The sequence below is a fragment of the Chryseobacterium ginsenosidimutans genome (assembly GCF_039536845.1).
GTDB lineage: Bacteria > Bacteroidota > Bacteroidia > Flavobacteriales > Weeksellaceae > Chryseobacterium > Chryseobacterium ginsenosidimutans_B.
This window is the reverse complement of sequence record NZ_BAAAZJ010000010.1, coordinates 87531-113069: the sequence shown is the minus strand read 5'-3', so window position 1 is coordinate 113069 and position 25539 is coordinate 87531. Positions and strand designations below refer to the sequence as shown.

General features: G+C 37.8%; 23 protein-coding genes. 16 read left to right on the top strand and 7 right to left on the bottom strand.

The window, feature by feature from the left end:
* Nucleotides 1-157: 157 nt before the first annotated feature.
* The 5 genes from fsa (at nucleotide 158) to ABD745_RS12615 (ending at nucleotide 5147) form a co-directional block, all read left to right on the top strand.
* A complete protein-coding gene (fsa, locus tag ABD745_RS12635) occupies nucleotides 158-811 on the top strand; it encodes a fructose-6-phosphate aldolase (protein ID WP_344830316.1) in 654 nt (217 codons plus the stop codon).
* Between the two features lie 3 nt (nucleotides 812-814).
* Nucleotides 815-1663 carry a transketolase gene (locus ABD745_RS12630; protein WP_344830313.1) on the top strand — a complete coding sequence of 283 codons (849 nt, stop codon included), beginning with the start codon at nucleotides 815-817 and terminating at the stop codon, nucleotides 1661-1663.
* Between the two features lie 97 nt (nucleotides 1664-1760).
* Nucleotides 1761-2714: a transketolase family protein gene (locus ABD745_RS12625; RefSeq protein ID WP_307307432.1), complete on the top strand. Its 954-nt coding sequence runs from the start codon at nucleotides 1761-1763 to the stop codon at nucleotides 2712-2714.
* 209 nt (nucleotides 2715-2923) lie between these two features.
* Nucleotides 2924-4111 carry a galactokinase gene (galK, locus tag ABD745_RS12620; protein ID WP_344830306.1) on the top strand — a complete coding sequence of 396 codons (1188 nt, stop codon included), beginning with the start codon at nucleotides 2924-2926 and terminating at the stop codon, nucleotides 4109-4111.
* Nucleotides 4095-5147, top strand: a complete 1053-nt coding sequence (locus ABD745_RS12615; RefSeq protein ID WP_344830305.1) for a UDP-glucose--hexose-1-phosphate uridylyltransferase — start codon at nucleotides 4095-4097, stop codon at nucleotides 5145-5147. Before galK ends, ABD745_RS12615 begins: the two co-directional genes overlap by 17 nt.
* 149 nt (nucleotides 5148-5296) lie before the next feature.
* Here the strand turns inward: ABD745_RS12615 and ABD745_RS12610 are convergent, their stop codons facing one another.
* Together ABD745_RS12610 and ABD745_RS12605 are read right to left on the bottom strand one after the other, a co-directional pair.
* A complete protein-coding gene (locus ABD745_RS12610) occupies nucleotides 5297-5434 on the bottom strand; it encodes a hypothetical protein (RefSeq protein ID WP_344830303.1) in 138 nt (45 codons plus the stop codon).
* A 248-nt stretch (nucleotides 5435-5682) separates the two neighbouring features.
* Nucleotides 5683-6039: a response regulator gene (locus ABD745_RS12605; RefSeq protein WP_344830301.1), complete on the bottom strand. Its 357-nt coding sequence runs from the start codon at nucleotides 6037-6039 to the stop codon at nucleotides 5683-5685.
* An 855-nt stretch (nucleotides 6040-6894) separates the two neighbouring features.
* Here ABD745_RS12605 and ABD745_RS12600 point away from each other — a divergent pair.
* The 8 genes from ABD745_RS12600 to ABD745_RS12565 are packed head-to-tail and all read left to right on the top strand — an operon-like array spanning nucleotide 6895 to nucleotide 13493.
* The gene (locus tag ABD745_RS12600) at nucleotides 6895-7644 is read left to right on the top strand and encodes a sulfite exporter TauE/SafE family protein (protein ID WP_344830299.1); all 750 of its coding nucleotides are present in this window, start codon (nucleotides 6895-6897) and stop codon (nucleotides 7642-7644) included.
* A gap of 16 nt (nucleotides 7645-7660) precedes the next feature.
* Entirely contained in the window at nucleotides 7661-7903 is a 243-nt protein-coding gene (locus ABD745_RS12595) for a MoaD/ThiS family protein (RefSeq protein WP_336379625.1), read from the top strand.
* A 5-nt stretch (nucleotides 7904-7908) separates the two neighbouring features.
* Nucleotides 7909-8325 carry a molybdenum cofactor biosynthesis protein MoaE gene (locus tag ABD745_RS12590; protein WP_344830294.1) on the top strand — a complete coding sequence of 139 codons (417 nt, stop codon included), beginning with the start codon at nucleotides 7909-7911 and terminating at the stop codon, nucleotides 8323-8325.
* Nucleotides 8326-8372: 47 nt separating this feature from the next.
* Nucleotides 8373-9248 (top strand): formate dehydrogenase accessory sulfurtransferase FdhD, encoded by an 876-nt coding sequence (gene fdhD / locus ABD745_RS12585; protein WP_344830292.1) that lies wholly within the window; start codon nucleotides 8373-8375, stop codon nucleotides 9246-9248.
* Nucleotides 9245-9595, top strand: coding sequence for a DUF7009 family protein (locus ABD745_RS12580; protein ID WP_344830290.1), 351 nt, complete (start codon nucleotides 9245-9247; stop codon nucleotides 9593-9595). The genes fdhD and ABD745_RS12580 overlap by 4 nt, the downstream gene beginning before the upstream one ends.
* A gap of 29 nt (nucleotides 9596-9624) precedes the next feature.
* Nucleotides 9625-12021, top strand: coding sequence for an FdhF/YdeP family oxidoreductase (locus tag ABD745_RS12575; protein ID WP_344830287.1), 2397 nt, complete (start codon nucleotides 9625-9627; stop codon nucleotides 12019-12021).
* 36 nt (nucleotides 12022-12057) lie between these two features.
* Nucleotides 12058-12546: a molybdopterin-dependent oxidoreductase gene (locus ABD745_RS12570; RefSeq protein ID WP_344830284.1), complete on the top strand. Its 489-nt coding sequence runs from the start codon at nucleotides 12058-12060 to the stop codon at nucleotides 12544-12546.
* Between the two features lie 29 nt (nucleotides 12547-12575).
* Nucleotides 12576-13493: a bestrophin family protein gene (locus ABD745_RS12565; protein WP_344830282.1), complete on the top strand. Its 918-nt coding sequence runs from the start codon at nucleotides 12576-12578 to the stop codon at nucleotides 13491-13493.
* 140 nt (nucleotides 13494-13633) lie between these two features.
* Here the strand turns inward: ABD745_RS12565 and ABD745_RS12560 are convergent, their stop codons facing one another.
* From ABD745_RS12560 to moaA, 5 genes are read right to left on the bottom strand one after another with little or no spacing between them, the layout of a single operon-like run.
* Nucleotides 13634-14674: a ThiF family adenylyltransferase gene (locus ABD745_RS12560; protein WP_344830275.1), complete on the bottom strand. Its 1041-nt coding sequence runs from the start codon at nucleotides 14672-14674 to the stop codon at nucleotides 13634-13636.
* A 23-nt stretch (nucleotides 14675-14697) separates the two neighbouring features.
* On the bottom strand, nucleotides 14698-15300 hold the full coding sequence (locus ABD745_RS12555) for an NTP transferase domain-containing protein (RefSeq protein WP_344830272.1): 603 nt from the start codon (nucleotides 15298-15300) through the stop codon (nucleotides 14698-14700).
* Nucleotides 15281-15757: a cyclic pyranopterin monophosphate synthase MoaC gene (moaC, locus tag ABD745_RS12550; RefSeq protein ID WP_344830269.1), complete on the bottom strand. Its 477-nt coding sequence runs from the start codon at nucleotides 15755-15757 to the stop codon at nucleotides 15281-15283. Before moaC ends, ABD745_RS12555 begins: the two co-directional genes overlap by 20 nt.
* Nucleotides 15758-15765: 8 nt before the next feature.
* Nucleotides 15766-17037: a molybdopterin molybdotransferase MoeA gene (locus ABD745_RS12545; protein ID WP_344830267.1), complete on the bottom strand. Its 1272-nt coding sequence runs from the start codon at nucleotides 17035-17037 to the stop codon at nucleotides 15766-15768.
* Nucleotides 16968-17954 (bottom strand): GTP 3',8-cyclase MoaA, encoded by a 987-nt coding sequence (gene moaA / locus ABD745_RS12540; protein WP_344830264.1) that lies wholly within the window; start codon nucleotides 17952-17954, stop codon nucleotides 16968-16970. Before moaA ends, ABD745_RS12545 begins: the two co-directional genes overlap by 70 nt.
* 530 nt (nucleotides 17955-18484) lie before the next feature.
* On the opposite strand from moaA, the gene ABD745_RS12535 reads away from it, so the two are divergent.
* The 3 genes from ABD745_RS12535 to ABD745_RS12525 all read left to right on the top strand — a co-directional run bounded on the left by ABD745_RS12535 (nucleotide 18485) and on the right by ABD745_RS12525 (nucleotide 25474).
* On the top strand, nucleotides 18485-19093 hold the full coding sequence (locus ABD745_RS12535) for a hypothetical protein (RefSeq protein ID WP_344830262.1): 609 nt from the start codon (nucleotides 18485-18487) through the stop codon (nucleotides 19091-19093).
* Nucleotides 19094-19212: 119 nt separating this feature from the next.
* Nucleotides 19213-24885, top strand: coding sequence for a beta strand repeat-containing protein (locus ABD745_RS12530; protein ID WP_344830260.1), 5673 nt, complete (start codon nucleotides 19213-19215; stop codon nucleotides 24883-24885).
* A gap of 67 nt (nucleotides 24886-24952) precedes the next feature.
* A complete protein-coding gene (locus tag ABD745_RS12525; RefSeq protein WP_344830257.1) occupies nucleotides 24953-25474 on the top strand; it encodes a hypothetical protein in 522 nt (173 codons plus the stop codon).
* Nucleotides 25475-25539: the final 65 nt, after the last annotated feature.

The following is a 25539-nucleotide window of genomic DNA, read 5'->3' as shown; positions in this document are numbered from 1 at the left end:
TTATAATCAAATTTCAACAACACCTTTGTCATTCCGTAGGAATCTAAACTGCTTTATTCTTGCTGTGTTGAGATTCCTACAGAATGACAAAAGGGTGCTGAATGGAATGAAATAATCAAACCTAATAACTGAACTAATAACAAATAAAAATCTACATATGAAATTTTTTATCGACACTGCCAATCTGGATCAGATAAAAGAAGCTAACGATTTGGGAATTCTGGATGGCGTAACTACCAATCCATCCTTGATGGCAAAAGAAGGAATCAGCGGAACAGAAGCTATTTTACAACATTACAAAGACATTTGCGAAATTGTAGATGGCGATATTTCTGCGGAAGTCCTATCTACAACATATGAAGAAATGATTGCAGAAGGTGAAATTCTGGCAGCAGTTCATCCAAATATCGTTGTAAAAATTCCAATGATAAAAGATGGTGTAAAAGCTCTCAAATATTTTTCCAACAAAGGAATCAAAACCAATTGCACCTTGATTTTCTCTGCCGGGCAAGCTCTTTTAGCCGCAAAAGCAGATGCGAGTTACGTTTCTCCGTTTTTGGGAAGATTGGATGATATTTCGACAGACAGTTTGAATCTTATTGAAGAAATCCGTCTTATTTTCGATAATTATGGCTACGAAACAGAGATTTTAGCGGCTTCCGTAAGACACAGTATGCACATCATCAATTGTGCAAAAATCGGTGCTGATGTCGTGACTTGTCCGATTCAGCCGATTCTTTCCTTGTTAAAACATCCTTTAACAGATTCAGGACTGGAGCAGTTCGTCAAAGATTCACAAAAAATGCAATAATATATGGAACACGATATTTCAAAACTTAATCACATCGCTTCGCAGGTCAGAAGGGATATTGTAAGAATGGTTCATGCCTGTCAATCCGGTCATCCCGGCGGTTCGTTGGGTTGCACAGACTTTCTGGTCGCTCTTTATTTTGATGCGATGAAAAGAAAGGAAGGATTTGATATGAAAGGTAAAGATGAGGACGTTTTTTACCTGTCCAACGGTCATATTTCGCCTGTTTTTTACAGTGTTTTGGCGCACGCAGGTTATTTTGATAAATCGGAACTGGCAACTTTCAGAAAACTGAATTCAAGATTACAGGGACATCCCACCACGCACGAGCATCTTCCGGGTGTTCGCATTGCTTCCGGTTCTCTGGGGCAAGGAATGTCGGTGGCAATCGGTCACGCAGTCGGTAAAAAACTGAATAAAGATAAAAATCTTGTGTTCACCCTTCACGGCGACGGCGAATTGCAGGAAGGGCAGAACTGGGAAGCCATAATGTATGCCTCTCACAATAAGGTTGATAATTTGATTGCAACCATCGATTATAATGGTCAGCAGATTGATGGCCCGACTTCAAAAGTCCTTTCTTTGGGTAATCTTAAAACCAAATTCGAAGCCTTCGACTGGAAAGTTCTCGAAGTGGAAAACGGAAACGATATGGAAGAAATTCTTAACGTTCTGGACGAAGCAAAATCATTGACCGGACAAGGGCAGCCGATTTGTATTCTCCTGAAAACCGGAATGGGTCACGGTGTCGATTATATGATGGGAAGCCACGCGTGGCACGGAAAAGCGCCTAACGATGAGCAACTGGCAAAAGCATTAGACCAGTTAGAGGAAACTTTAGGAGATTATTAAAATTTAGTTGTTTGTTGATAGTTTTTAGTTGATAGAAAAAAATCTACTTTACTTTCTGACAACCATCAACAGACAACCATCAACCAAAAATAATACAATGAAAAAATATACCTACACAGAAAAAAAAGATACCCGAAGTGGTTTCGGAGCCGGTCTTGCAGAACTGGCAGACAAAAATCCTGATGTCGTGGCACTTTGCGCCGATCTTATCGGTTCTTTGAAAATGGAAAAATTCATCGAAAAAGCACCGGAACGTTTTTTCCAGATTGGAATTGCCGAAGCCAATATGATTGGGATCGCAGCTGGCTTAGCGATAGAAGGCAAAATTCCGTTCACGGGAACATTTGCCAACTTTTCTACCGGAAGAGTTTATGATCAGATTCGTCAGTCGGTGGCGTATTCCGATAAAAATGTAAAAATTTGTGCTTCTCACGCCGGATTGACTTTAGGCGAAGATGGTGCAACACACCAGATTCTGGAAGACATTGGATTAATGAAAATGCTTCCCGGAATGACAGTCATCAACACCTGCGATTACAACCAGACCAAAGCGGCAACGATTGCCATTGCTGATTATGAAGGTCCGGTTTATCTGCGTTTCGGAAGACCTGTGATTCCTGTTTTTACAGACGAAAATCAAACATTCGAAATAGGGAAAGCATGGATGGTGAACGAAGGAAAAGATGTAACGATCATTGCAACCGGACATTTGGTTTGGGAAGCGATAAAAGCCGGGGAAATCCTGGAAGAGCAGGGAATTGATGCCGAAATTATTAATATTCACACCATCAAACCTTTGGATACTGAAGCAATTTTAAAATCAGTAAAGAAAACAGGTTGCGTTGTAACTGCCGAAGAACACAACAGATTAGGCGGTTTAGGCGACAGCGTTGCTCAACTTTTGATTACAGAATATCTTGCACCTCAGGAATATGTAGCTGTAAACGACAGCTTCGGAGAAAGCGGAACTCCAGACCAACTGATGGAAAAATATGGATTGACCGCCAATGACATTGTTGAAGCCGCAAAAAAAGTAATGAAAAGAAAGTAATTGCATGATTTAAAATATGCCACGAATGCGCGAATGTTTTTTAGAAAATATATTTTTATTTGAATTTTTGTTTCGGAAGGATTATTAAAAAGTTATTGATTTAAAATAAATAGGTCCCGAATGCGCAAATGTTTTCTTTAAAAAAATATAAATTTTTATTCGTGCATTCGTGGCAAAAAAAGATTTAAAATCATAAATTGCAGTCATCTATGCAGGAGAAATTAATCAATCATACCAAAGAGGCGTTTCAATCGGCCTTTCAATCTGAGCCAGAAAGTTTTTTTCTGGCTCCGGGAAGAATTAATATTATCGGTGAACACGTTGATTACAGCGATGGCTTCGTACTTCCTGCCGCCATCGACAAACATATTTGTTTTGCTGTCAAAAAGGTGGAAGACTCAGAAATCTGTACTTTTTTTGCAAAAGATTTTAATGAATCCTTCAGTTTTAATATTCATCAAAAGCAGACTCCGGTTGAGCAAACCTGGGCTAATTATTTGCTGGGTGTTTTCAGTGCGATTCAGGAAAGCGGTAAAGAGATTGGCGGTTTGCAGATTGCCTTCAGCAGTACGATTCCGATGGGTTCCGGCTTGTCGTCTTCGGCAGCTTTGGAATGTGGGTTTGCCTATATTCTCAATCAGGTTTTCGATTTAAATTTATCTAAAAAAGATTTGGCGCTGATTGGTCAGAAATCCGAACATACCTTTGTTGGTGTAAAGTGTGGAATTATGGACCAATTTGCATCCGTTTTCGGTAAAGAACACCAAGTAATTATGCTCGACTGCAATTCTCTGGAACATCAGTATTTTGAAGCTAATATCGAAGGTTACAGTCTGGTGCTTTTCGACAGTTGTGTAAAACATACGCATCTTACTTCCGGCTACAACGACCGAAGAAAAGATGTTGATAACGGGAAAAAAGTTTTGTGGGAAAAGTTTCCTGAAATAGAGAAATTCAGAGATTTCAGCTTTTCAATGCTGGATGAAGTGAGGGCAGAAATAGGAGAGACGTCTTACAAAAGATGTCTGTATCTTTTGAAAGAAATAAAAAGAGTAAAAAAAGCTGCAAAAGCTTTATCAGAAGGAGATGTGAAATATTTAGGACAGCTTCTAATCGAAACGCATTCCGGACTTTCAAAAGAATTTGAAGTGAGCTGTGACGAACTTGATTTTATGGTGGAAGAAACTTTAAAAGAAAACGGTGTTTTGGGTGCAAGAATAATGGGTGGTGGTTTCGGCGGATGCAGCATCAATCTTATAAAAGATGAAAATGTTGATGAAGTGATTAAAAATATCAGCGCAAAATACAAAGCAGATTTTGCCATCGAAATGAAAGTGTACCGTGTAAAAATATCAGATGGGATTAATGAATACAAAAGAAATGAATTCGTCATTTAATCAAAAGCAGCACCCTCACAGAAGATACAATCCACTTTTGAATGAGTGGATTCTGGTGTCTCCGCAACGAGCCAACCGACCTTGGCAGGGACAGACCGAAAAAGTAGCTGAAGAAAAACTTCCTGCTCACGACCCGAATTGCTACTTGTGTTCAGGAAATATACGTGTGAATGGTGATAAAAATCCTGACTATAAAGGTGTTTTTGTTTTTGACAATGACTTTGGTTCTTTGATGAAAGATGATGTTGAATTTTCTGAAGAACAATCTGATTTTTTTTCATTAAAGCCGGAACGTGGTATCAACAGAGTCATTTGTTTTTCGGAAAATCATAGTCTCACTTTACCGGAAATGGAAGTCGATGATATAAAAAAAGTGGTAGACGTTTGGCAAGAGCAATATAAAGATTTAGGTTCTGAAGATTACATCAATCACGTTCAGATTTTTGAAAATAAAGGAAGCGTGATGGGATGCAGCAATCCGCATCCGCACGGACAGATCTGGGCGCAGTCTTCGATTCCGTCGACAGTTTTGAGAACGCAGAAAAATCTTAAAAAATATTTCGAGAAAAACGGAAGTTCGCTTCTGGAAGATTATGTCAAAAAAGAATTAGAAGCCGGAGAAAGAATCATTCTTGAAAATGAGGATTTTGTCGCATTAGTTCCGTTTTGGGCAGTCTGGCCTTACGAAACAATGATTATCAGCAAAATAAAAGCGGAAAATATTCTGCAGTTTTCTGATTCAGAAAAGCTTTCATTGGCTGAGATTATTAAAAATTTAACCACAAAATATGACAATCTTTTTGAGATTTCTTTTCCATATTCAGCAGGAATTCATCAGTCTCCAACGGATGGAAAACCCCATCCTGAATGGCATTTCCATATGCATTTTTATCCGCCATTGCTGCGTAATGCTGAAGTGAAAAAATTTATGGTCGGCTACGAAATGCTGGCAGAACCGCAACGTGATATTACACCTGAACAAAGTGCGGAGATATTGAAGAATCTTTCTGATGTACATTATAAAAATAAATGGTAACTATACGCAAGTGGTAACGGTTCAGATGTAGAGTTTTAACTTAATTCGGATAGCTTGATACGAAAATAATGGCTCTACAAAGAACTTTCATTTACCTGACGGTTCAGATGTGGAGCTGATAGACGTCGAAATAGATGTTTTCATTGTAATTAAACTAAAAGATTGATCATTGCATCAACTTGTGTTTTATTTTTATATAAAACGTAATTCTTAAGTAGAGCGGTAGATGAGCTTGCAAAAAGGGCAGCAATAGTTTCTGTATACAGATAAGTTAGTACTTCCTTCATCAGTTAACCGCTATATGTTCGGGTAGCTAGGGGCAGTAACAAAAGCAACTGGACAATATATTGCCAGTTGCTTTTTTTATCCGACTGTTAAATTAAATATTGACTATTATATGTAATTATAGCTTGTAGAAATACTTTTCAATGATCATCAGAAATTGAAATATAACTTTTTACACCCTGGTATTTTTAATACTCCTTGTACTGGAAAGGTGAAAAAATATTCCAATGAAATTTTAATATCAAAAAGCTTAAGAGTTTTTTTTGACGACATCTATCATATGATCGATATCAAAAGGTTTTTGGAGATAATCGTCCGCTTTGCATTCTTTTGCTATTTGCGGTAGGTTGTTTGAAGTGGAAGTAAGTACAGCGCCGATTTCATCGGTATTAGGATCAGATTTTAATTCTTCAATCACTTTTGATCCTTTTTTCCCACCCTGTATATGATCATCTATAATCACTACGTCGGGGTCAATTTCTTCAATTTTTTCTACGGTCTTAGTGGTTAATGATGGAGTAACGTCAAAACCTTCCTCCTCTAATACCTGATCCATGATATCCAAAATATGTTCATTGTCTTGGATAAGGACAACCTTCTTTTTCATAAGAATTAATTTTATATAAAAATAGTGAAAAAAAACATTACGAAATATACTACCATCTGAGTATAAATAAACAACCGCTAAAATACAATATCAAAAAAATAACAGTTAGAAAGCTCTTCTTCATCAAAGCAATTATGAGATGATTCATACATCTACCAGCAAAGCATTCATTTTGCTTGGCACGAGCACGGTACTTTGGCTGATAATATTTATAAAAGGCAGTTTTCTACTGATCCGAAACTGTATAACCGTGTTGTAACAGATTTCCAACAAAGCCGATTGACTATTATAATGAGCCTGTGAAGCAGCTTCCAACCGTCCAGTATTTTGCTGATCGATTGGGATTAACGACTAATTATTTGGGAGACATCATTAAACACTTTACTCAAAAATCGGCTTTGGAAAATATTCACGATTTATTATATTCAAATTATTTTTCAAAATTTTTTAAAAGACAAGAAGGTCTAACGCCCAAACAATATCGTTTGCAATACGCCAAAACACATCAAAATTAATTTAAATGAGTCTTAGCTGAATGTCGTTGGTCTATAACGGGTCGTTGATTTTGTAAGTTTGGAACACTGAAGTCTGATTAAGAAAAGCCTAACGGTAAAATGTTTCTTTTATAGTAGTAATCTGTCTCCATCATATTCAGGAATGAGCTCTAATTTTGAACTGTCAAATTAATGAGGTTTTTACAAGTGCAATGTTCAGTAAAAAATTTCTTACAGGAGACGGTCGTTCAGAAACATATGTTGCTGCTGATGGTTTCATAACAAAAATCGACTGTATTTTTTGTGTTCGTATTTAAAATAGAGATAAAATTAAGTATTATTGTACTAAAATAATCTGTTTGTGGAACATTGGGAAATCATATTGTTTTTTTTAATAATCGCTTTCATTTATTCTTCTGTGGGATTTGGTGGAGGGTCTAGTTACCTTGCTGTTCTGGCAATGTATAGTCTCCCTTATCAGGAAATACGGTTAACAGCACTTATCTGTAATGTTATTGTGGTAATAGGAGGTGTATTTATTTACATCAAAAATAATCAGATCGATTGGAAAAAAATACTACCTCTTACAATGATAAGTGTTCCCATGGCATATCTGGGTGCTGTTTTAAAAATAAGCCAGGAAACTTTTTTTCTGATTTTGGGAATCACTTTAATAATTGCAGCATTGCTGCTGTGGCTAAAAACAGAAACAAAAAATGTAGAAAATACTTCAGCAAATGCAGAAGCTTCCCCGTTCAAAAACGGATTCTTAGGTGGTGGAATAGGCTTCTTGTCCGGATTGGTGGGAATTGGCGGTGGGATTTTTCTTTCCCCTTTACTAAATCTGATAAAATGGGATACTCCTAGAAAAATTGCGGCAACATCAAGTGTTTTCATATTGGTAAATTCATTATCAGGAATTTTCGGTCAATTATCCAAACTGGCTGCAGGTATGGATTATTTCAGAATTCTGAGTTTGTGTTTTGCTGTATTCATCGGCGGGCAGATCGGTTCCAGGATGTCCCTGAAATGGAAACCTTTGGTCATCAAAAGAATGACCGCTGTCCTGGTTTTGGTAGCCGGAATAAATGTTTTAATAAAATATTGGTAATCAGCTAAAATTAAAAATGATACTTAAAATATTAGCATTCGGAATAACGAAAGATATTTTCGGAGCATCAGAAAAAGAAATAGAAATAAATGAAGGTGCAAATGTTAATGCGCTAAAAGAGCTTCTGGAAAAAGATTTTCCGGAACTGAAGAGATTGAAATCCTATTTTATTGCCGTTGACGATGAATATGCGGAAGACGATCAGATAGTAACAGTCTCTAACGAAATAGCAATAATTCCTCCGGTAAGCGGCGGATAAAAGATATGGTTGATATAAAAATAACAGAGAATATACTGGATCTTACGGATTGCTTTAGCCTTGCATCCGATCCTGCATGCGGAGGAATGGCATCATTTGTAGGAACAGTACGAAATCACACCAAAGGTAAATCTGTTACCCGCTTGGAATATGAATGCTATGAATCTATGGCAATTAAGGAAATACAGAAAATAACGGATAAAGCCATTTCGTTATTTTCGGTAAAAAATATTGTAGTTCATCACCGTACCGGAATTTTATTTCCAGGCGATGTTGCTGTGATCATCGTGGTGAGCGATGGTCACAGAAATTCTGTTTTTGATGCGTGCAGCTATATGATCGAAAATATTAAAAAAACTGTTCCCATCTGGAAAAAAGAAATTTTTGAGAATGGAGAAGAATGGGTTTCCGCACACCCGTAATTTAAGGAACAAAATTTTTGTACCTTTACTATACCAGTTATTAAATTATGAAAACTCATTTGTTATTAAATAAGTCGGTAAAACAGATAGAAATTGTCAAAGTTAAGGAGAACAGCAGTTTTCCTTATACGGATGATGTTTCTGTAGAAGAACCTTTGGAAATCAGAGTTTCTTATTATGCAGGAGATAAAAAAGAGTCTAAAAATATATCCGTAACGATGCGGACTCCGGGAAATGATGCAGAACTGGCAATCGGTTTTTTATTTACAGAAGGAATTATTTCCAGCCGTCAACAGGTTAAAAGCACATGTTTTCCGGAAGCAGAATGTTCCAGAAACAGCGAAAATATTGTTATTGTAGAACTTACAGAAGGTTTTATTCCTGAACTTATGAAAGCCGACCGCAACTTTTATACCACTTCGAGTTGCGGTGTCTGTGGAAAAGGTTCCATAGAATCCATAAGAACAGTAAGTACTTTTCATAATCATAGAAAATATAACACAGCAGTTTCCCTGGAAACCCTGTATCAACTATCAGAAAAACTGCAGTCATTCCAGAACAATTTCAGTGCTACAGGCGGTATACACGCTTCCGGCATCTTTGATTCGGAAGGCAATCTTCTTGCTTTACGTGAGGATGTAGGAAGGCATAACGCATTGGATAAACTTATAGGATATGCATTATCTGCAGATTTGCTTCCTCTCGACAATAAAATTTTGGTTCTGAGCGGAAGAGCCAGCTTCGAGCTTATTCAGAAAGCTGCCATGGCAGGAATTACGATTGTCGCGGCAATAGGAGCTCCATCCAGTCTGGCAATAGATCTTGCAAAAGAATTTGATATCACTTTATTAGGCTTTCTCCGGGATAACAGGTTTAATATTTACCATTCCGGCAGCCATTTTAAAATTGAAAATTTGTTATGAAAATAAGAATTAAAGACAACTCAATAAGATTCCGTCTAACCCAATCCGAAGTTGCAGAATTAGGACAAAACGGAAGCATCTCAAGCTTTACAGAATTTGTAGACCGTCCGTTTATTTATTCTATCGAAACAACGGATAACGAAGAGCTTTCAGCGGTTTTCATCGAAAACAGAATTGTACTGAAAATGCCTAAAGCTATGATAAATGAGTGGGTTTCCACAGACAGAGTTGGCTTTGACGGACAAGCCGGATTGGTGAAAATTTTAATAGAAAAGGATTTTGTATGCATTGATAACACACTGGAGGATCAAAGTGACAATTATCCCAACCCTAATATAAAATGCTAAATTTTTTCATTTTTTAAAATTTAAAAATCATGGAAAACAAAGATTCATTCGATAAAATAAAAGAGGGCAGTAGATTACCTTCTGCAGAACCTCCATATAAATTGCTGGATTTGAAACTGAAACCGCCAAAAGCCTGGGCAGCCGGCGTTCCTGCTGTTATCCATTCATTGGACCAGTTGGTTCTCAATGCCTCTGTTATTCGTGGAGGAAGGGCTCTTTTCAGTATGAATCAGTTTGATGGCTTCGATTGCCCAAGCTGTGCATGGCCCGACCCGGATGATGAACGTTCCAGGTTGGGTGAATACTGTGAAAACGGAGCAAAGGCCTTAGCAGAAGAAGCTACCTCAAAAAAGATAGATGCAGCGTTTTTCAGAGAAAATTCAGTGTATGATTTAGCAAAACTAACGGATTTTGAAATCAGTCAGTTGGGAAGAATTGCAGAACCTATGTATCTGTCGCAAGGAGGAACGCATTATCAGCCGATAAGTTGGGATGATGCTTTTTCAAAAATTTCTCAAAAACTAAACACTCTCGATTCTCCCAACGAAGCCATATTTTATACTTCAGGCAGAACAAGCAACGAAGCAACATGGGTGTATCAGTTGTTTGCCCGTGAATTTGGAACTAATAATTTTCCGGATTGCTCCAATATGTGCCATGAAACTTCCGGTTATGCGCTTTCAAGAAGCATAGGTATCGGAAAAGGAACGGTAAAACTGGAAGATTTTTACGATACGGACCTTATTATTATCATCGGTCAGAACCCGGGAACCAATTCGCCAAGAATGCTTTCTGCTTTGACCAAAGGAAAGAAAAACGGAGCAAAGATCATGGCAGTCAACCCTCTTCCTGAAGCGGGATTAAAAGGTTTCAGAAATCCTCAGGAAGTCCGTGCTTTGCTTAATAAGCCTTATGAATTGTCAGATTTGTATCTTCCTGTAAGAATTAATGGAGACATGGCACTTTTAAAGGCACTTCAGATCCTGGTATTGGAAGAAGAAGCCAAAAATCCCGGAAAAGTTCTTGACCATGATTTTATCGCTAATAAAACCGCAGGCTTCAACGAGTTGGCTGCAGAATTAAAATTGTATGACCTCGATTATTTATCGGAAGAATGTGGAATTTCGATTGAAAATCTAAGGGATGCCGCGCAAATGATTGCCTCAAAAAAACGTATTATCATTTGTTGGGGAATGGGAATCACGCAGCAGCACAACGGTGTGGAAATGATTTATAATATTGTGAACCTCCTGTTGATGAAAGGAAGCATAGGAATCCAGGGGGGAGGAGTTTGTCCTGTTCGAGGTCACAGTAATGTTCAGGGTAACAGAACATTGCTTATTAACCACCATCCTACGACCGAACAACTGGACAGACTGGAGGAATACTATGGCTTTAAGGTTCCGCGAGAAGGCGGCTATGATGTTGTAAATGCCCTGAAAGCGATGCATAAAGAAAAGGTGAAATTTATGTTCTGCATGGGAGGTAATTTCCTTTCGGCAGCACCGGATACAACCTTTACGGCAGAAGCAATGCGAAAATTAGAAATGTCCGTAATTGTTTCTATAAAATTGAATAGGAATCATCTTATCCATGGGAAAGAGGCCCTTATTTTACCGGTCATTTCCAGAAGTGAAAAAGATATGATAAACGGCGAACTTCAGCATGTGAGTACGGAAAATTCAATGGGGGTTGTAGAATGGTCAAGAGGAGTTCTCGATCCTATTTCAAAACATCTGATCAATGAAACACATGTTGCATGCAGAATGGCAAAGGCGGTTTTGGGTGAACGTTCCTTAGTGGATTGGGACAAATTTATCAACAGTTATGATGCTGTTCGTAATGACATCGAACAATGTATTCCCGGATTTGAAAATTATAACGAAAGAGTAGTGCAGAAAGGAGGTTTTTATCTTCCGAACGGACCAAGGGATGGTATTTTCAACAGTGAATTTTACCCGGGAAAAGCCGCTTTCAATGTTACAGCTGTACCGGACAATTTGCTTGCAGATGACGAATACCTGATGGGAACGACCAGGACACATGATCAGTTCAATACAGTTGTTTATGGTCTGAATGACCGTTACCGTGGGATTTTCAATGAAAGAAGGGTTGTCATGATGAATGAAAAAGATATTGAGAAAGCCGGTCTAAAAGAAGGCGATCATGTAGACCTTTTCAATTATGATGATGGAATCGAAAGGATTGCTCCTCTTTTTATTGTTGTAAAATATCCAATTCCTCAGAAAAGTACAATGACCTATTTCCCGGAAACGAATGTATTGGTATCCATCAATAATGTGGTTAATGGAGCCAATATGCCTGCTTCCAAATATGTCCGTATCAAAATTCGCAAGCACAACCCTGAGATCTTTAAAAAGATTGATGATCATATAATGGCTGCAACAGGTACTAATCCTGATTAGTAAAACAATAATATTCTTTTAGATAATATTTATATCATGAGGAAACTATTTTTTCTTATTCTGCTTTCCTTTTGTGAGATAGCAGCGGCTCAATCTAATTTCAGATTAAAAGTTTCCGGCGAAGTTTCCCGGCCTTTGGAATTGAGCTTGTCTGACCTTTCAAAAATGCCCCGGAGAGAAGCCATAATGAAAGATAAGGAAGGGAATTTACATACTTTCACTGGAGTCCCGCTCATAGAAATTTTAGGAAAAACGGGAGTTCCATCCGGAAAAGCACTTCACGGGGCAGAAAATTTTTCAAAATATGTATTGATAAAATGTTCCGATGGCTATCAGGTTTTATTTTCACTGGCAGAACTGGATCCTTCAATTCAGGATAAAAATGTCATTATTGCCGATTCTGTAGACGGAAAACCCTTGCCAAAAGAAAAAGGACCGCTTAGAATTATTGCTGAAGGTGAGAAGAAACCGGCAAGAAGTTCTTATCAGGTTACGGAGCTTATCATCGGATCAATTAAAAAATAAGTGCCAAAACTATATTTTAAAATTTAATAATGATAATAAGAAAAAAGGAACATTGGTTCAGAATGCTTTTTGTATGGCACGGTTCTGTTTTGCCGGCATTACTTCCCCGCTTGGGATTGCTTTTAATTCTTTCTTTATTAGTGACTTATTTTCATGGAATAATTTTTTCGTTTAAGATTCCTTTAAATCCTGCACCACTTACCCTATTCGGTTTTGTATTGGCATTATTCCTGGGATTCAGGAACAATGTCAGCTATGATCGGTTCTGGGAAGGGCGCAAACTGTGGGGAGCTTTATTAAATACAGCACGCTCACTAACGCGTCAGGCAATGACTTTGAAAAATATAAAGAACAATAATGTTTCAGTTCACGATTTTGTTCAGCTGCTTAGTGCTTTTGTATTTGCACTGAAGCATCAGTTAAGAGGGACAGATGCCCACGAAGATTTAAAATCCAGGCTTAATGAAGACCAGCTGAAAATAATAACGGCATCAAAATATAAACCCGCAGTTATTATGCGGCTGCTTGGAGAATGGATTCAGAAAGCAAAAGATGAAAATTGTTTAGATTCTATCCAACAGGCACGTTTTGATGAGAATTTTGATAAACTCTCTGATATTTTGGGAGGATGTGAAAGAATAGTTTCTACCCCGATTCCTTACAGTTACCGTGTTCTGCTGCACCGAACGGTGTATATTTATTGTTTCCTGTTACCTTTTGGGCTTGTAGATTCGCTGGGATGGTTTACGCCACTTATTGTTGTATTCGTTGCTTATACATTTGTTGCGTTTGAAGCGATAGCTGATGAAATTGAAGAACCGTTTGGAACAGATGCAAATGATTTGGCTCTCAACAGCATGTGTATTATGATCGATGAAACCATTCATGAGATGGTCGGAGAACAGATTACTGTTTCTCAAAAAATAACTCAGAATATTATTGATTGATTACTCAAAAGATAAATAAGTGGTGGTTTTAGAGAAACAGGTAATAATGCGGTTGGAGATTCCATCTATTCATTTGGAATACTTCATTTAATACTAAAATTCAATAATAGACTATACTTACAAAGATTTAGTTTGTAATCTTATAGCGGTATTTTGCGAATGCCGTCTTTTAAAGAAAATACTTCTTTTTCAGGAAAAATCTTTTTTATTTTTCTTACAGCTTCTGCACTGCGTTTACCAGATTGGCAATAGACTAAAACAGGTCTGGAACAACTGGAAATATAATCTGAATGATCCTGTAATTCTTCTACGGGAAGATTGATTCCTCCTATATTAAACTGTTCATGTTCTTGTGATGTGCGTACATCTATGATTTCAAAATGATCTTTCTCCTGCATAAGCTGCTCAAACGTAATGGTCTTAACCGTCTGAGCCAAACCTGTAATCTGCACAGAAGTTTTTCTTAATTTAATAATCTGGGTTTTGCCGTTCAGAACATTCATCATCCAGAGTTTTCCAGCCAGTGAATCTTCGGGATTTGTAAAATATTTTATAGCTTCATTAGCCTGCATGCATCCGACAATTCCTGCCAAAGTAGGAATAACACCACCTTCTGCACAATTCGGAACCTGCGCATTTTCCGCATCGGGAAAAACGTCGCGGTAATTGGGAGAAAAATTGCCTTCTTTTTGCCTTACATTCCAAATGCTGACTTGCCCTTCATATTGATAAATTGCTCCGTAAACCAAAGGTTTTCCAGATAAAACGCATGCATCATTCAGCAAACATTTTGTTTCAAAATTATCAGTTCCTTCAATGATTAAATCAAAGTCCGAAATCAAATCCATTACATTGTCGGAAGTTACCCGAAAATTGAACGGAATGATTTTTACCGATGGATTTTGTTGCAGTAATTTTTTAGTGGCAATATCAACTTTTGATTTTCCAATATCTTCCGGAGCATATAAAATCTGGCGGTGCAGATTGCTTTCGGAGACCGTATCATCATCCGCAAGACCAATCGTCCCTATACCTGAAGAAGCAAGATATTGTGCCGAAGGACAGCCCAGTCCGCCCATACCTACTATCAAAATTTTAGCATCTTTAAGTAATTCCTGGGAAGAAATACCAAATCCGGGTAAAGCCATCTGGCAATGATAACGTTCAAGCGGGTCACTCATATGCTTTTTATCTTCGGTTAAATCTATTTTCTTAAAATTTCCTTTGCCTTTGCCATGTCTTCAGGTGTGTTCACATTCATCAAAGCATCCGGGTTACCCGGTTTCAGGATTAATGTATCACTGTTGATGAGAACTTTTCTGGGGCAGGTATTTCCTGATCCTAAAAAATTCAGAAGCAGAGGATAGCTTTTAGGCTCCCAAATTGTAATTAATGGTTCTGGAAGTCCATCAAACGGGCTTTCATAAGTGGTTGCTACTTTTTCGGTATTTCTGTTTTCAATTAAAAATTCTAAAGATCTTTCATCCAATAAAGGTAAGTCGCAGGCAACAACCAACCAGGCTTTATCTCTTTGAGAACGTAATGCGGAAAGTATCCCGCCGAAAGGTCCCATATTTAAAAAAGTATCGGTAAGGGCATTATAATCCGTGTCAAAATTTTCCAGCTGGTCTTGTCTGCAGGAAATAAAAACTTCATCACAAAACGGAGCTAAAAGATCAGCCGCATAATATTTTTGTTCTTTTCCATGCCAATTGATTTTGTCTTTAGGATTTCCCATTCGCAGGCTTTTTCCTCCGGCGAGTATCAGTCCGTTTAATTTGGGGAAATTAGTCTCTTTTAAAATCATTTTTACCTCCTGATTTTTCCATTAGTTTTATTTCTTTAATCACAATATCATGACTCAATGCTTTGCACATATCATAAATGGTAAGTGCGGCAACAGATGCTCCTGTCAGTGCTTCCATTTCGATTCCTGTTTTAGCTTCAATCTCGGCAGTACAATAGATCTCAATTTCGTTTTGAGAATTGATTTCAATATCTATCTCGCAGTTATCCATACCGATAGGATGGCAGAGAGGAATCAGGTCACCTGTTTTTTTTGCTGCCATTATTCCTGCAATAATTGCGGTCTGGAAAACAGAGCCTTTTTTAGTTTTGAAGTCATCTTTTTGAAGTGCTTCCAGAATATTTTCGGGAAGTATCACAATAGCTTTGGCAACGGCTTTTCGGTGCGTGATTTTTTTACTGCCAACATGTACCATACCCGGTTGCTCCTTTTTATTTAGATGTGAAAAGTTTGTCATGAGTAAAATTAAAAATTATATCTCCATATTTTATACACTTCGCCTTTCTTAAACTCAGTTTTTTCCAGAGGAAGTTCTATGAATGCATCGGTTTCTGCAAGATGAGAAAAATCTCCGGAACCATTGGTATTTACTGATTCGGCGATTAATTGTCCCGATGGGTTCACACTGAGTTTTACCTGCGCAAAATATTGTAACAAAAAAGGAAAGTCTATATCATTTTGTAAAACCGCATATTGAGGATTTTCCGGGATTTCCAAAGATTTTTCCAGCCAGGGAATAAAATACCGGTGCAGACACATAAATACGGAAACAGGATTTCCCGGAAATGCAAAAACCAATTTTTCGTTTTGGCTTTTTCCAAACCAAAATGGTTTTCCCGGTCTTTGTTTTATTTTGTGAAAAAGCTTTTCTACTCCCAGCTCTTCGCAGGCTTTTGGCAGATAATCGAATTTCCCCATAGAAACCCCGCCGCTCATTAGTAAAATATCGTATTCATCAATACATCGGGAAAGTTCATTTTTTATTAATTGAAAATCATCATTCCAATGCAGCCAATCTGCATTGATTTTATATTTTTCCAAAACGGATTTTATGGTAATCCCATTGGAACGTCTTAGCTGGAATGGGGTAGGAACGTCTTCGGCGGATATCATCTCATCTCCGGTGGAAATAATAATAACTTTGGGAAGTTTTTTTACGGTTAAAATTGTTTTTCCGACCGACGCAGCAATTCCGAGAATAGATGGAGTAATGAGCTGATTGGCTTTTACCAATATTTCCCCGGCTTTTTTATCTTTTCCTTTCCAGTGAATGTTTTGTCCTTTTTTAATAATGATATTGATGGTTGCAGTTCCGTTTTCGATTATCAGATCTTCGTAACGAATAACCGTATTTACTGAATTATCCAAAGCTGCTCCGGTCATGATTTCTATGCATTCGTTTTCTGAATCAATAGAAATGGGTGGTTCGCCTGCGGGTTGTGTTGCTTTGATTTTAAATGTACGAAAACTGTTTTCATAAGCATTAAAATTAATGGCAATTCCATCTACCGTAGACCTGTCAAAAGGAGGTAAATCACAATCTGTCACAATATTTTCAGCTAAAATTCTTCCTAATGCATTTTCGTAGAAAATCTCTTCTGTTCCGAAGTTTTTGATTTGAGAAAATAGGATTTCTTCTGCCTGTTGTACGCTAATCATTTCCATAATTATCCTCCTATTGTTGCCATTGACTGATGAATTTGTGATGTAGTCAAGCTCGATTTTTGAGCTTCCCATCCGTCTTTTGGTTTGTTCTGTACGCTGTTGATGATGATGTTTTTCAGCTCTTCGTCCGTTTTTCCCATACGGATTTCATCTTTCAGGTTTACGCCGGTTCCTTCATACAGGCAGGTTTTTAAAATTCCGGTGGGCGTTAAGCGAAGACGGTTGCAAGTTCCGCAGAATGAGCGTGTATAAGCTGCAATAATTCCAATATTTCCGTTAAAACCCGGAATGTTGTAATTGTATGATGTGGAATTTTTGGGATCTTCTGTCTTTTGAATTTCAGGAAAATGAGATTTGATGTGATTTAGAATCTGAACAGAATTCCATTTTAAAGAAAGAGAGTGTGTTCCACCATTAAAAGGCATTTCTTCGATAAAGCGGACATCTACCGGAAGATCTTTTGTAAGCATTACCAGAGGAATCATATCATCAATATTTTGGTCTTCCATTACCACAGTATTTATTTTTACTTTGATGTTGTGTTGCAATAAACTGTTTAAAGTTTTCATCACTTTATCAAAGCTTTTTCTACGGGTAATTTTGAAAAACCGTTCTTCGTCTAAAGTATCCAAACTCAAATTGACGGATTTTATTCCAAACTTTTTAAGTTGTGGAATATATTGTTCGGTAAGAAGCCCGTTGGTTGTTATACTGAGGTCAGTGAGTCCATCTAATTGTGATATATTTTGGATGAGTTCGATACTGTTTTTTCGGACAAAAGGTTCTCCTCCTGTTATCCTGATTTTATTTACTCCCATTTCCGTAAATATTGTACAGATTCTGAGCATTTCTTCATCGGTCATTAATTCCTTTTGCTTAATCCAGGTAAGACCGTTTTCCGGCATACAATAAGTACAACGGAGATTACATCGGTCTACGATAGCAAGCCGGAGATAATTGATGTTCCTTCCAAATTTATCTGTCAACATTTTTAAATACGATGAGTCGTATTACAAATATACTTATTGTTTTCCTACGATAGGCTATTTTTCGTAACGCTCATGATGAATCATATGTATTACAAATTTTTGAATATTCATGAGAGATCAATTTTATTATGAATCTCAATAGATTAGATATTTAAATCCAATTCAAAATTCATCCAATATTCTTACTGTTGATTTAAATAAAATCTTGTGTATAAGTTGTGAGTATCTGCAGAATCAAGATTAGATTATTAATGTTTACTGTACTTAAAATTGTAAAAGCGGATACTTGAGATTAACTACAAAATTATTTTCAAATATTTTCCAAAATTATTCTGTCTTATTCAATTGATAAGATACTGAATATTAATGTTTTAATTTGTTTTATTCATTGCATAAAAAATGATCTTTTTTCTTTAAAAATTTATCATTTTTTCGGAATTCATCTTGTTATTAAATTGTGATGTGTGCTTTATTAACATAATATTGTTCAACCTATTGGGCCTCACGATTCTAAGACACACTGAAAAAAAATGAAAACACAAATGAATGAAAAGGGTAAAGAAAGATCTTCTCTAGCTAAAAGGGGAAGATTCTTTCTTTTTGTGATTTCAGTGGTTTTATTTTTTCAGCCTTTACATGCGATGGTTCCTGATCATCCTGGAAATGAAAAAATTGCTGAAAGTGATTCTCTCAAGTCTTTTGATGACAATATAGCGAAAATTTACGTTACAGGAGATGCTCAGATCTCAGATATAGAAAATGTAATTACTTCACCTGTCATTATTGTTAAAAATAGCGAACATAAACAAGTTTTAAAAAAAGAAAAATTAAAAAATAAAGTTGTTGCGGAAAAAAACGCAAAAAAAAATACTCAAAGCCAAACTTCCACATCTAAATTTTATTATACAAATCCTCAGGATAAAAAATTTAATTATTTTGTTGTCGGATCAGATAGAGCAGTGGTAACAACTACTCAACAAATCAAATTATTTTCAATAAATAAATTTCTAATTCTAAGTTTAGTATTCTTATGGAGTCTATACTTAATTCCTTTTTTTAAAGAAAATATTTTTTTTATACAATTTTCGGGCAAAAATTTTCAACGACCCCCACCATATTTTTCTGCGCAATTATTTTAGAAACGACGGGATTAATAGCATTTGACTATCTATTAATTACCTGTTATATCATTTCCTTATTTCTTTTTCCCAAAGTAAGAAGTAAGGAAATAAAAAAATAATAACTAAATAATTAAATAATGAGAAAAATATTAACTTTCTTAATAGCGGTATCATCGCCATTAATACTATTTGGACAATCGCCGGGTGGAGTCGTTCCGGCAGCCTGGTACAAAGCTGATGCTTCGAGTACATTGTTTTCAGATGCAGGAGTTACCAACTCAGCTAATAATTCGACAGTATATCAATGGAATGATGCCCAGGGTAACGGATTCAATCTCTTACAGGCAACTGCCGGATTACGTCCTACATTTTCAAATACTACAACATTGGCAAACTTCAATCCTACTGTTACGTTTCAAAGTAAATGGATGGAGTTTCAGCCGGGAACGGGTATTAATATCATAGATCGTGTAAATGGAACATTATTTACAGCTGGATATATAAATACATTAACAGGATGTGGAATTTTCGGATTTGATTCTACAATGGATTATCCGGGATTACACACTTCTAATAATGGCTTAAACAATTTATTGTTTTTTACCGGAGGCCCTGGGTATCAGGGATTAACCAGCAATAGTTTTCAGAATAATTTCTACTTCACGGCAGGAAGCAGCTGGCAAAATGGAGCGGGAACAAATGCTTCATATGCTGCAGCTACTGTATCTCTGAACGGAAACAGAACGGATTATTCAGGAAGTCAGCTTCAAAATGCGGTTCAGGATGTTAATGCAAGAGATATTCGTGTAGGAGGGGATACCAACTGGGGCTCTCTGAATGGGCAGGTAAACGAAATGCTTATTTTTGAAAACAGACTTACTGCCGATGAAATGGATCGAGTTGAGTCTTACTTGTCAGTAAAGTATGGAACTACCTATGCTCAGGGAACCAAAGATTATAAAAATTCTTCTAGTACCGTAGTCTGGAGCTCTTCCGCTAATAGTGCATATAACAATAATATTGCTGGTATTGCAAGAGATGCAACGGGATTAAATCAAAAACAATCATGGAGCGTTAATTCGGGTAAGCAAATATTGATCGGAACAACAGGTTTGGCTAATACGAATGCAGCGAATTCAACTTCCCTTACTGCAGGACAATATCTTATCTGGGGAGATAACGGCTTACAAAAAACGCCAGCTGTTGCAATTTCTGGAATTTCTGGAATTAATTATCGTTTCGCCTCAATCTGGAAAGCTCAGAATACCGGAAATGTAGGAACAGTAAGAGTTACCTGGCCAACCGGATTGACTAACTTAAGACTTATTCAGAGTAATGATGCTGTATTTGATAATACAGATACGGTAACGGATATGTCTGTAAATACTCAGACAGTAAATGGTGTTATTTATAACTATGCGGATGTAACATTAGCAGACGGGCAATATTTCACATTGGCAGCTTATGTCCATGCACCTGGAGGAGTCCTTTCTTCACTTTGGTACAGAGCCGATAAAGGATTAGTACCGGCAACTGGTGCGGTAACAACCTGGACAGATTACTCTGCAGGGCAAATACCTGTTACACCTGCATTATCAAGCAGTACTTCAGCTCCAACTTCAGTGAATGGAACTGGGCTTAACTTTAACTTTAATCCTGCTGTTACCTTTTTGGCAGCTAATGCTTTAGGAAATTCTTCTGTGCTAAATGCTGTTTCCAGTACCAACTATTCGATATATACCAGTATAACATCGGTTACAGGATCGGGTTATGACAGGGTTGTTGGGTTAAATTATTCGGCACTTACAGGAGGTAATAAATATGACAGTCCGGGGATTGCTGCTGTTAATATTAACATGAGGGATAATGCAGCAGGTTCCCATATTAATGCAGCTGTAACACCTGTTGCGGCTCAGTACACACAGCTAAACAATACAACCATTGTAAGAAATAGCTTTACCAACAATCAGTTCCAAAGGGCTCTGAACGGTGCGGCAATCCTTTCTAATATGGCAATGACAGCTCTTACCACTTGGCCGGACGGAGGAATTATATTGGGAAGAAATGCAAATGATGGCGGCGATGATAACGGTACCGGAATGACTATGTCTGAAACTATTGTTTTTGACGGAGCTTTATCAGCAAATGATGTTAACAGAGTAGATTCTTATCTTGCAATTAAAGGAGGTATTACATTAGATATTACCAATACGCCTAATTATTTGAGCAGTACCTCAGCTAATGTGTGGAATAGCTCTACAAATACAGGCTATAACAATAATATTTTTGGTATTGCCAATGATTTTGTTTCTGATCTGAATCAAAAGCAGTCAAAAAGTATAAATAACTCACAAAAGTTAATTATTGGTGCAGGGGGTGCATTAGCAAATACGAATGCTTTAAATACAAATACTTTAACAGACGGTCAGTTCTTGCTGGTAGGAGATAATGGTTTGAAACAGGGCCTTTCTGTTCCTATCAATGGAATTACAGGCATTAATTACCGTTTTGCATCGATCTGGAAAGCACAGAATACGGGTAACGTTGGAACGGTACGTATTGCATGGCCGGCTGGTTTAGCTGCACTTAGATTAATTCAGAGTCCGGATGCTGTATTTGATAATACGGATACGGTAACAGATATGTCTGTAAATACTCAGACAGTAAATGGTGTTACCTATAACTATGCCGATGTAACATTAGCAAATGGTCAGTTCTTTACTTTCGCAGCATTTGCACATGCTCCGGGAGGGATTATCAATGGATTGAGCCAGTGGTACAGAGCTGATATTGATGCAACTAACACAGGAAATGCAACTGATGTAACTTCTTGGAAAGATTATTTCTCAGGAACGGTCTCTGCTCAGATCGCAGGTAAGGCATTACCGAAATATAAAATCGGAGATGCAACGTACTTCAATTATAACCCGGGAGTTAGCTTCACTGCAATTACTCAGACGTTAGGTAATATTACTACACAGACGATAACTAATACAAGTAATGATGTATTTACACTTACTAAAGAAGGAATGACATTCCCGGGAAGTCCGAACCCTCACTTCTTTAGTATTACAGCAGATAATGCTACAACTGATGCGTCGAGCTGGGATTATTTAGGATTTTTCCCGAATGCTACCATAGAAAGAAGGGTTGTAGGAGGCGGAACACAGCTTCCGAGCTCAGGAGTAACTTATTCTACTACAATACCGAGTATTATGTATAATACCTTCACTAATACAAGTTTGGCAAGAGGTCTGAATGGGGCTGCAAACGGTTCTACAGTAACAACTTCTGCAATGGGACTCGCTTTAGGCGGTCATGTATTTGGTGATACACGATGGACAGGTAATTCAAGTGATAACGGAGGTATTGTTGGAGATATGGGTGAGACAATTATCTATGGTGATGGTAATCTTACAGCAGCAGAAAGAAGAAAAGTAGATACTTATCTGGCGATCAAGTATGGTATTACTTTAGGACGTGTAGCTACTGACAATTACGTTTCTTCTGCAGATGCTGCAATTTGGAATGGTGCGCTTAACAATACTTATAATAACAACGTATTCGGATTGGCAAAAGATGATATTTCATCTTTACACCAAAAAGTTTCTAAGAGTGTGAATACAGGAACTATCCTTACAATGGCAACGGGCAATGATTTTGTATCTCAGAATATTGCAGCGTCCAGAACTTCATTGTCAGGGGATCAGAAGTATTTCTTAGCGGGAGATAATACGGTTACCGCAACGCCGCTTGTAGGCTTTACGGTTTCGGGTAACCCCGCACAGCGTATCCAGAGAATCTGGCTGTCACAGAGAACAAATACTTTAGGTAATATTTATTTTGCAGCAGATCTTTCAGCTTACGGAACCGGTCTTGCGTCAGGAAATAATGTTCGTATGTTCGTGGCAGACGATGCCGCGTTCACAGTAAATGTACAGTCTGTTGCAGGTAGCTACAGCGGAGGTAAGTGGATATTCAGCAAGAGTTTCGACAGTGATGCAACGGCGAGATATATTACTTTCGGTTCAGAGTTACAACCTCAGGTACTTTGGGTAAGAGCTGATAAAGGGGTGAATACTGCATCAGGCGTTCCGGCTGATAATACGCAGATCACAACATGGTACGATCAGGAAACTGCCAACGGAAGCCAGGATGGTACTACACCTACTGTAGATCCGGGAGAACCGGCAGAAACAGCAGGAACTCTTCCTACATTGCCTTTCTATAAGTATAATGCTACGGATAATTTCAATTTCAACCCTGTTATTAACTTCTCAAATCTTAACAGAGGTAATGCTGTACAGTTTACGACTCCTACATTCGGAAGTCAGACGGTAATCAGTGTATTCAAAGCAGCTGGATTTGGAAATTCTCAGGCTACAAGTATGCTTTTATATGGCGGTGATGTTTCCAATCCTAGTGCCGGAGACGCTGCACCTGCGAGAGCAGATATGTCTTTTGGTGTATCAGCGGGAAGCTTTCTTTCTTTTGGAGGAGGTTCGGCAGGTGATTATAATTATATAGGAAACCTGGGACTTCAGACACAACCGGCAATCGGTGTTCTGAAAAGAAACAGAGTGGGAGATGAAGAGATCTATTACAGCTCATACGGAAGCGGGTCAAATGATATTCTTAATCAGAATGCTGACCCTTCTAATACATTGACAGGAGAAGGAAGATTATTGAGTGGATTGGTAAGAATCGGTAAACATTTCTCTGCGCCTACAACCCTTAACGATCCTACGGGAAGATTAAATGGTGCTTATGCCGAATTAATTGTTTACGACAGAGTACTTACAGAAGCTGAAAGAGCAATGGTAGAATCTTATCTGGCTGTGAAATATGGTATTACATTAACAGGAGGTACAGATCAGTTTGGTGCTACTGCAGGAAATGTAAGCTATCCTTATGTCAACAGTTCAGGAGCAGTTGTTCGTGCTTCGGATGCTACTTACAAATATGACGTGTTCGGTTTGGGCAGAGATGATTATTATGGACTTAACCAGCGTATCTCTAAATCTAACGACGCAGGAGATATATTAACAGTGTCTACGAATACTGATTTTACATCATTAAACCTTGATGCAACGCGTACAGCCATTGACGGAGATCAGGAATTCATGTTGTTTGCCAATAACAAGGGAAGCGGAAGTGCAGTTGTTGAACAGATAACAGAATTACCTGCAAATGTAGGAAGAAGACTGGATCGTGAATGGAAGGTAGCTCAAACCAATACAGACGGAACAGATATTTCAAATGTATCTTTAAAATTCAACTTAACAGGTATTACTTTAACGGGAGCTACGGCTGCTAACGTAATGCTTTTAGTAGATACAGACGGAGACGGGGATTTCACTACCGGAACGGTTCAGGTGATTCCTGCTTCATCTTACACAGCAGGTTCTGCAGTTTCTTTCAACAGTGTGGTTCTTGCAAACGGACAGGTGTTTACGTTAGGAATTGCTCAGGGATTATGTTATAAGCCCGGAGCTGTAGCAAGTGCAGGTAATCCGGCTCTTAATAGCAAAGTAGGTATTACTTCTCTTAATAGAGCGGGTACAGCCGGAGACAACTGGCCTGGAATCCGTACAGGAGGCTGGCTGGTACTGGAATCTAAAACAAAAGGTTTCGTACCGAACAGAGTAGCGTTCTCAGGAGCTAATCCTGTAGGAATCGCACCTGCCAACTTTGTAGAAGGAATGTTGGTATATGATACTACCAATAAATGTATGAAAATATACACTTCACAGGATAACGGAGTTACTTTTGGATGGTATTGTTTAACGACACAGACTTGTCCGGATTAATAATAGTAAATAAGGGGTTGAGAGTATCAATTCTCAGCCTCTTTTTAACAATTTAAAGTCAATAACAATGAAAAAAATAATAGTAGTATTAATAGTTTCTTTGTCAGCTTCGCAGATTCAGGCTCAGGTGGCGATCAGTAAAGCAAATGTTACGAACGGATCTGTGTCCTTAGAGTTTGCCAATACGGAAAACAGAGGGCTTGTTCTTCCTTATGTCATCGACAAATCCGGGATTACAGAAAACGGGACGATGCTCTATGATACCACAGACCATAAGGTAAAATATTTAAAAGATAACGCATGGTTTGATTTTAGTGTTGATGCCTCAGGTACGGCGGATCTAAGCATACAGGGAACGGATAAGACAGAACAGCCGGGAGCAAAGGTTGCTATCTACACAACCGGAAATCCGGATAATACAGCAGGAATACTGGTGCTTGGTGATACCAACAAAGCAATGATATTACCGCAGGTAGCAAGTCCGCATCTTAATATCATTAATCCCAGTCCGGGAATGATGGTATATGATACTACAAAAAGACAGCTGGCTGTATACAACGGTACGGTCTGGTCTTTTTGGAAACCATAATAAATATGGCTAATTAATTAGAAAATATCTTCGGCAGTCTGAGCTGAGCATAAAACAGAATGTTC

Excerpts from the sequence above, each read along its gene's own strand:
- ABD745_RS12560 (WP_344830275.1), bottom strand. The coding sequence starts at position 14,674 with ATGAGTGACCCGCTTGAACGTTATCATTGCCAGATGGCTTTACCCGGA.
- ABD745_RS12610 (WP_344830303.1), bottom strand. The coding sequence starts at position 5,434 with ATGAAGGAAGTACTAACTTATCTGTATACAGAAACTATTGCTGCCCTT.
- ABD745_RS12570 (WP_344830284.1), top strand. The coding sequence starts at position 12,058 with ATGAGGAAACTATTTTTTCTTATTCTGCTTTCCTTTTGTGAGATAGCA.
- ABD745_RS12595 (WP_336379625.1), top strand. The coding sequence starts at position 7,661 with ATGATACTTAAAATATTAGCATTCGGAATAACGAAAGATATTTTCGGA.
- ABD745_RS12545 (WP_344830267.1), bottom strand. The coding sequence starts at position 17,037 with ATGGGAAGCTCAAAAATCGAGCTTGACTACATCACAAATTCATCAGTC.
- ABD745_RS12525 (WP_344830257.1), top strand. The coding sequence starts at position 24,953 with ATGAAAAAAATAATAGTAGTATTAATAGTTTCTTTGTCAGCTTCGCAG.
- galK (WP_344830306.1), top strand. The coding sequence starts at position 2,924 with ATGCAGGAGAAATTAATCAATCATACCAAAGAGGCGTTTCAATCGGCC.
- ABD745_RS12535 (WP_344830262.1), top strand. The coding sequence starts at position 18,485 with ATGAAAACACAAATGAATGAAAAGGGTAAAGAAAGATCTTCTCTAGCT.
- ABD745_RS12630 (WP_344830313.1), top strand. The coding sequence starts at position 815 with ATGGAACACGATATTTCAAAACTTAATCACATCGCTTCGCAGGTCAGA.
- ABD745_RS12625 (WP_307307432.1), top strand. The coding sequence starts at position 1,761 with ATGAAAAAATATACCTACACAGAAAAAAAAGATACCCGAAGTGGTTTC.
- ABD745_RS12565 (WP_344830282.1), top strand. The coding sequence starts at position 12,576 with ATGATAATAAGAAAAAAGGAACATTGGTTCAGAATGCTTTTTGTATGG.
- fdhD (WP_344830292.1), top strand. The coding sequence starts at position 8,373 with ATGAAAACTCATTTGTTATTAAATAAGTCGGTAAAACAGATAGAAATT.
- moaC (WP_344830269.1), bottom strand. The coding sequence starts at position 15,757 with ATGACAAACTTTTCACATCTAAATAAAAAGGAGCAACCGGGTATGGTA.
- ABD745_RS12555 (WP_344830272.1), bottom strand. The coding sequence starts at position 15,300 with ATGATTTTAAAAGAGACTAATTTCCCCAAATTAAACGGACTGATACTC.
- ABD745_RS12575 (WP_344830287.1), top strand. The coding sequence starts at position 9,625 with ATGGAAAACAAAGATTCATTCGATAAAATAAAAGAGGGCAGTAGATTA.
- ABD745_RS12580 (WP_344830290.1), top strand. The coding sequence starts at position 9,245 with ATGAAAATAAGAATTAAAGACAACTCAATAAGATTCCGTCTAACCCAA.
- ABD745_RS12530 (WP_344830260.1), top strand. The coding sequence starts at position 19,213 with ATGAGAAAAATATTAACTTTCTTAATAGCGGTATCATCGCCATTAATA.
- ABD745_RS12605 (WP_344830301.1), bottom strand. The coding sequence starts at position 6,039 with ATGAAAAAGAAGGTTGTCCTTATCCAAGACAATGAACATATTTTGGAT.
- ABD745_RS12590 (WP_344830294.1), top strand. The coding sequence starts at position 7,909 with ATGGTTGATATAAAAATAACAGAGAATATACTGGATCTTACGGATTGC.
- ABD745_RS12615 (WP_344830305.1), top strand. The coding sequence starts at position 4,095 with ATGAATTCGTCATTTAATCAAAAGCAGCACCCTCACAGAAGATACAAT.
- fsa (WP_344830316.1), top strand. The coding sequence starts at position 158 with ATGAAATTTTTTATCGACACTGCCAATCTGGATCAGATAAAAGAAGCT.
- moaA (WP_344830264.1), bottom strand. The coding sequence starts at position 17,954 with ATGTTGACAGATAAATTTGGAAGGAACATCAATTATCTCCGGCTTGCT.